The sequence below is a fragment of the Moorena sp. SIO3H5 genome (genome assembly GCF_010692395.1).
Lineage (GTDB): Bacteria > Cyanobacteriota > Cyanobacteriia > Cyanobacteriales > Coleofasciculaceae > Moorena.
Genome location: NZ_JAAHHS010000392.1, coordinates 1 through 7,038, shown reverse-complemented (window position 1 = coordinate 7,038; position 7,038 = coordinate 1). Strand labels below are relative to the sequence as shown.

4 protein-coding genes and 1 pseudogene are annotated in these 7,038 nt (G+C 41.2%); all 5 read left to right on the top strand.

Translation table 11 applies throughout. The features are described from left to right. A partial coding sequence (locus F6K52_RS29210) for an ATP-binding protein (RefSeq protein WP_293086981.1) occupies positions 1–2,837 on the top strand: 2,837 nt, incomplete at its 5' end. Between the two features lie 18 nt (positions 2,838–2,855). Continuing rightward, a complete protein-coding gene (locus F6K52_RS29205) occupies positions 2,856–3,668 on the top strand; it encodes a GAF domain-containing protein (protein ID WP_293086978.1) in 813 nt (270 codons plus the stop codon). A 26-nt stretch (positions 3,669–3,694) separates the two neighbouring features. Then, a complete protein-coding gene (locus F6K52_RS29200; RefSeq protein WP_293086975.1) occupies positions 3,695–5,128 on the top strand; it encodes an adenylate/guanylate cyclase domain-containing protein in 1,434 nt (477 codons plus the stop codon). A gap of 496 nt (positions 5,129–5,624) precedes the next feature. Further along, the gene (locus tag F6K52_RS29195) at positions 5,625–6,230 is read left to right on the top strand and encodes a Crp/Fnr family transcriptional regulator (protein WP_293086972.1); all 606 of its coding nucleotides are present in this window, start codon (positions 5,625–5,627) and stop codon (positions 6,228–6,230) included. Positions 6,231–6,711: 481 nt separating this feature from the next. Next, a pseudogene (locus F6K52_RS29190) lies at positions 6,712–7,038 on the top strand (calcium-binding protein); the annotation flags it as partial.

Here is a 7,038-nt window from a genome sequence, read left to right as displayed (position 1 = left end):
ATGTAACCCAGCCAAAACCAGGAAATTTGCCTGGTCTATTGTCTTTCCCCATAGGAGAATTTGCTGGACCGGTTTCCTTAGACCGAGTGTCAGAGGTAATTACCAATACTACTTTGGGAGAAGGGAGTTATGCCTTTGCTTTGGACTCAAAAGGAGTACCCATTGCCCATCGAGATCCAAAGGTAATTCAATTTGGTAGGAGTTTTTTAGACTCCCCTAACCCCAATCTAAAGCAAATTGCTCAAGAGATGATGGAGGCTAGGAAAATAGCCAACCCGCAAGAGTCGGTAAGGCTACTGGAGCTGGATGGTCAGTGGGTGTATGTTGCTTATGCTCCTCTGCAACAGGCGGATTGGTCTGTGGCTTTGGTGATTCCCCGGGCTAATGTGGAGCGACAACTCAATTCTCTCAATCTGTTGGCATCGGTGTTGGGAGTGATGCTGATCATCGCCATGGTTATTGCTTTACTACAGATTCAAACTTTAGAGCAGACCAACGCTAGAGCTCAGCAGGAGGCGCTGCTGAATCGGCTTACTACTCGTATTCGTGAATCTCTGGATTTGGAAACAACTGTGCAAACTACTGTCAATGAAATTGCTACCCTCTTGCGTCTCGACCGAGTGACTTTTGGCTGGTATCACCAAGACCAACAATGCTTGGAAATTCTGTGTGAACATCGACAAGCTGATTTACCGTCCCAAGTGGGATTAATAGGTATCAAATCTTGTCATGATTTATGCGATCGCTTAAGCCAAGGACAGATGTTTCACTTCCATGATAGTGGTGATCAACTCATCTACTCCCAGACAGGGAACTATCTGGCGTTACCAGTCATGATTCGGGGGTTGCATCCTCCTGGCTATTTAATTTGTATGCGCCGCAAGCCTTGGAGCTGTAGTGATTTGGAATTGGAGCTATTACAAGCCGTGAGCAATCAGTTAGCGATCGCCATCAACCAGGCACATTTATACACCACTACTCAAGAACAGTACACAATTGTCAGTGAACAAGCTCAGTGTCTCAAAAGCACCACGACTCAATTACAGCATACTCTGGCTTACGTGGATGCGATGATTAGAAGCTTAGCCGATGGATTACTGGTAACAGATACCAATGGCAAAATTACTCGCATCAATCCAGCTTTGGTGAGCTTGTTTGATTTGGGGGAAACCGAGTTACTCGGTCAAGGGTGTCAGGGAGTGTTGGGGAATGCGATCGCAAACCTAGTCACTCTTACCAAGACTAACCCTAAACAAGTATTTACCGCTGAAGTAGAACTGACCAATCAACGGATTGGCAAAGCCGTAGCCACTGCTATTCTAAAAGATACTAAGGCGACAGATAACCTTAATAGTCAGGATGGCTTTATGGGTTCGGTGATTCTGATCCGAGATATTACCTTTGAAAAAGAAGTAGACCGGATGAAAACAGACTTTATTTCCACAGTTTCCCATGAATTAAGGACTCCCCTAACTTCAGTCATGGGTTTTGCCAAACTGATTCAGAAAAAACTGGAAAAAACCCTATTTCCATTAATTCCTACCAATGACCACAAGATTCAGCGCACCCTAAAGCAAGTGTCAGAAAATGTTAACATCATTATCTCCGAAGGGGAGCGTCTCAAAGCTTTGATCAATGATGTCCTGGATCTGGCTAAGCTAGAAGCTGGTCGAGTAGAGTGGAAAATGCAACCCGTCTCAGTTGTCGATGTCCTAGAACGAGCAATCATTGCGACGACTGCTCTGTTTGAACAGAATGATGTGGAATTAATTAAGAGTATAGACGAGGGCTTACCTCAGATAATTGGTGACCGAGACCGACTAATTCAGGTGGTGATTAATCTCATCTCTAATGCAGCTAAGTTTACGAATCAAGGGTTTGTATACTGTAAAGTAAGGCGAACTGATTCAGAGATTACCGTTAGTATCATTGATAGCGGTATAGGCATTTCTGAAGCGGAGCAGGCGCTGATCTTCGAAAAATTCAAACAGGCGGGTAATACTCTAACTGAAAAACCTCAAGGTACTGGGTTAGGACTCCCTATTTGTAAGGAAATTGTGGAACATCATGGAGGACAAATTTGGGTCGAAAGCGAACTGGGTAAAGGAAGTAATTTCTCCTTTAGGTTACCCATCCCCGTTGAGTCTGAACCTGGAGTCAAAACCATAGCTGCTGAAACCCTGCTCACCCAACTCCACTCATCCATGACCACCTCGACAATTATCAGAAATTCGAGCAAGAAAACCATTCTGATTGTGGATGATGAAGCTCCAATTCGAGAGCTACTCAAGCAGCATCTTATAGCAGAAGGTTACAGGATTCAGGAAGCCAAAGATGGTTGGGAAGCAATTGAAAAGATCAAACAAGAACGTCCTGACCTAATTATCTTGGATGTAATGATGCCGAGAATGAATGGATTTGATACAGCAGCGGTGGTTAAAAATGACTTGGACAGTATGGATATTCCGATTATCATTTTGTCTATCACTGAAGATCAACATGCTCTAGGAGTTGAGCGATGTTTGAGCAAACCGATTAATCTCGAAGAACTGCTCAAAGAAGTTGTTAAACTGACCTCTCAAGAAAAGCCGACTAAGCAAGTTTTGATAGTGAAAGAAAATCTACCTCAAGCTGAAATGATTACTCAGGCATTACGGAAAAGAGGAATCGGGATAATTTCAGCCCGAAATGGTCAAGATTGTATTTCTATAGCCATTTCATTAAAACCTGATATAATTCTGGTTAATTCAAAGATAGCAAAAGAAGAAGCATTGGTTAAAAAGGTGCGTTTTGAACAGGGATTAGCCACGACATTTTTTGTATTATTAGATAATTAATACTAAACTAGTACATGTATGACTGCTATTAAACTGAAAAAAATAATTGCCCAAAAAGACATCTCGTCACTGCTCAATAACCTGATCACTTCCCTGGCAGGAGATATTAGTATTCAAGACATTGATGAGCAACTGTTATTGGGAGATGAGCCTGATCAGTCATCTGGGAAATACAAGATAGACCTGAAAGGAACTACTTTAGGGTGGGTCAGGGGAGGAGAGCATGCTCGTCCTATTGCCGCTCTACTCAATTATTTAGCGAATCGAGAACTAGAACGCCGAGAAATTGCTATAGAAACCTTAGAAAACTATCGAGAAATCAACTTACTCTACAATCTATCGGGTAAATTCACTGCTAATTTAATGCCTCAAGACGTTGCTCAAATTGTGATTAATGAAACTAGGGAGTTAATTCAAGTGAATCGGGGATTTATCTTTTTGTTAGACCAAGACCAATCCCAACTGGAAGTACTCGCTAGCTTTGAGGCAAAAATGGGGGATAAACCCCACAAGCAATCGATAACAGGTATTGTTCGCAGTGTAATTATGACTGGTGTAGGAGAAATCGTTAACGATTTCTCATCGGATCCCAGGTTTGTGCCATCTGATTATGCAATCAGTTCCCTAATGTGTGTCCCACTCAAGACCAAAGATCAGGTAATTGGTGTGATTGAGCTCAGTAGTGAACAACCTGTAGACTATACAGCCAGGGATTTGAAATTGATCAGTGCTTTAGCATCTCAAGCCACATCAGCCATCTCTAATGCTATCCTCTATGAAAATATGCTTCGAGAAGAACGGGTGAGGAGTACTTTGAATCGATACTTTTAAGGCAAATTAGGATAATATCACAAAGTATGGCATCTGTCAGTCTCAAAAAAATTATTTCTAAGCCAAAAGCGCTAGGGGTCATAAGTCAACTGATTGACGCCATAGATACCGCTGTCGAGATTGAGGATGTCCACGGAAAGCTGCTGTTGGACAATCCTAGGAAAATTACGGTATTGGGAGGTTGTAACTTAGGGAATAAATATCCCGTTGAAGCAAGAGGTCAGGTGATTGGCTGGGTCAAGGGCGATCAGAAAGCGATCGCAATTAAAGAACTCCTGAATTATTTGGCTAATCAAGAATTAGAAAAAAAAGATCTAGGCAGTGCTATCTTAGATCAATACCGAGAAATTAATTTACTTTATAGAGTTTCGGAACGGATTCCATCCTGTTTAGAGCTATCCGCTATTGCTCAGCTTTTTCTCGATGAAGCGAGAAGACTGATTCCAGGAGATTGTGGTTCAGTCTTGTTAATTAATTACGAAACTGAGCAACTAGATATAATCTCCGCTTTTGGCAAACAGTATAATCCCACAGAATTTTTTAAGCTGAGCAATAGTAATACAGAGAATGGGCTAGGAATTGGTAAGGCTGAGATTGTAAATCAGGTTCAAGATGATACCAGATTTATTGCTAGTGTGAAGTCCATAAAATCCCTGGTTTGTGCTCCTCTAAAAACCCAAAATGGTCTGCTGGGTTTGATTAATTTCTGTAGTGATAAACCAGTTAATTATACAGCTCAAGACTTAAAATTTTTAACGATTCTTGGCTCTCAAGCAGCAGGAGCTATTGAAAATGCCTTGCTCCATAGAAATAAACTACAGGAAGAGCGAATTAAAAGCCGACTGGAACGCTATATTCCTTCGCAACTTGTCCAAGCTATTATTGATGCCAAGGGCAATATCTCCCTGACTCCAGCCAAAAAGCCTATTACTATATTGTTCTCTGATATTAGGAATTTCACAACTCAGTGTGAAGAATTAGAAGCCCATAAAATTGTTGAATACCTGAACGAATATTTTACCTGTATGGTCGATGTCATCTTCAACCATGAGGGAACAGTCAATAAATTTGTGGGGGATATGATTGTGGCTATGTTTGGTGCCCCCTCTAAGCTAGAGGATAATCAGGGACAAGCGATCGCAGCTGCTATTGCTATGCAACATCAACTTAAGACTATGCCTACCCCCTGGATCCGGGAGAATTTTCTAACCGGTATTGGGATTAGTTCAGGAGAAGTAGTGGTGGGAAACATCGGTTCTCCCCAGCATATGGACTATACAGCCATTGGTGATGAAGTCAATATCGCTGCCAGATTACAAGCTATGGCCAACGGGGGTCAAATCCTCGTCAGTGGTAGTGTCTATGAAGCGACCAAGCACGAGTATACCTATCGGGAATTGGGTCAGGTTTCAATCAAGGGAAAACGGCAAACAGTAGATGTATTTGAGCTGATTAAATGATAAGATGTTGAGCATTAATTTTGGGATATGTAAATTAATCAAAGGGAACAGGGAACAGGGAACAGGGAACAGGGAACAGGGAATAACCAATTTAAATGCACATCAGTTTACCTAATATCTCCGATAGTTAATCATTTCGTATTTAGATAAATTGTTACTTGTTACTTGTTATCAGTACTTAGGTAGTAAATATACGTCTAGGGGGTGTTATTAAGGAGCTGCATCTCACTGTTGCAATTAGACAAAAATTCTAATAAGATTCCCACACTTCCCACACTTCCCACACTCCCCACACTTCCCACACTTCCCACGCTTCCCATACTTCCCCTTCTGTTTTACAACTATGAGATGCACCCTCCGATATTCCTGCTCCTAGTTGCTACTTGGGACATTTTTTGTATTCAAGTTCTGATTTTTTGCGATCTTTTCCAACAGACATCGGCAAAAATGATTGCTTAAACTATTCACATGTCCTGCCGTACTAGAAGCCTTATTGATGAATCTATTGAAACCTGAGAGCCTTCCCCCTGCTCTAAGTCAGGGTGTCATCTTCCAGAATCTGCTTGCTGAACAGAAGCTATTCTACCAGGGAAATTCCGCATCGTATTTTTTTGTAGTGGAAACAGGGCGATTCAAACTTGTTCACTACACTCAATCAGGGAAAATGGTTACACTCCAGGTGGTTAGAGCCGGTGAGAGCTTAGCTGAAAGTGCTCTTTTCTCAACGGTCTATCCTTACACAGCAATTGCTAAAGTAGCTTCACGAGTAATTGTTTATCCCAAGCAACTTCTTTTGTCAAGCCTTTGTCTTTATCCTGACTTGGCCGAGAATTTCATGACCATTTTGGTTAGACACATTCACTCCCTCAGAGTCCGTTTAGAGTGGCGAGAAATTCGGACTGCTCACGACCGGGTACTTCAATATCTACACTACTTAGCTCAGTTCCGTAATCAAACCGTTCTCAGCTTAGACCAACCCTTCAAAGAAATTGCTGCTGAGCTAGGTTTGACTCCCGAAACTGTATCACGAGCTTTGATGCAACTGGAGAAAACAGGAGCAATTACTCGTAAAAGGCGTTTGATTACCTTAATTGAAAATTGAAACTTGAAAATTTAAAATGGTTAATTGACTCTTGACAATTAACCATTAAGCATTAACCCTTGCCGTGAATATGAAGTGATTCATGGGACGAGCTATTACCTGTGCAAAACTTGATTTGAATCAAGTAAGTCTAATTTGTTTCTAATTTTTATCCTTGACTAATAATTTATAATCGCTTCCTCTAACACTTGATTTGAATCAAACAAGTCTAACTTGTTTCTAATTGTTTTCTAATTTTTATTCAATTAGAAAAAATTATAGTTGAGATCAAGTCCGGTTAAACAATCATCCAACCAGGTAGTAGTTTAGACTGTTTACTCATAGTTAATTGTTGATGGTAACTTCAATTAATTCCCATTAATTACCATGAACTACCATTAACAATTAACGATTAACAATTAACGATTTACCTGAATACAACCTGATTAACCGGACTATTACCTGTTAGACCAAAGTCAAGCTAAAACAAGGAGACAATTAAATGGCAGCAACATTAAGTCCAGGTAGCACAGCTCCGCTATTTATAAGCGACTTTGAGGGTGCAATGTTTTTTGATAGCCCTCAAGAGGGTGGAGGTGTATTCGCCGTAGGACAAGAAGATCAAACTAACATTTTTATTTTTGGCGACGGTAATGATGTAGCAGCTGGCGGCAATGAAGTAGATATACTCATGGGTGGAGCAGGAGACGATAACATCCAGGGTGCTGGAGGATCTGACTTTGTCTTCGGCGGTCTCGGAGATGATATTGTTCGAGGCGGCTTAGGAGATGATGTTGTTGTTGGCAATGAAGGATCCGATGTTCTGATC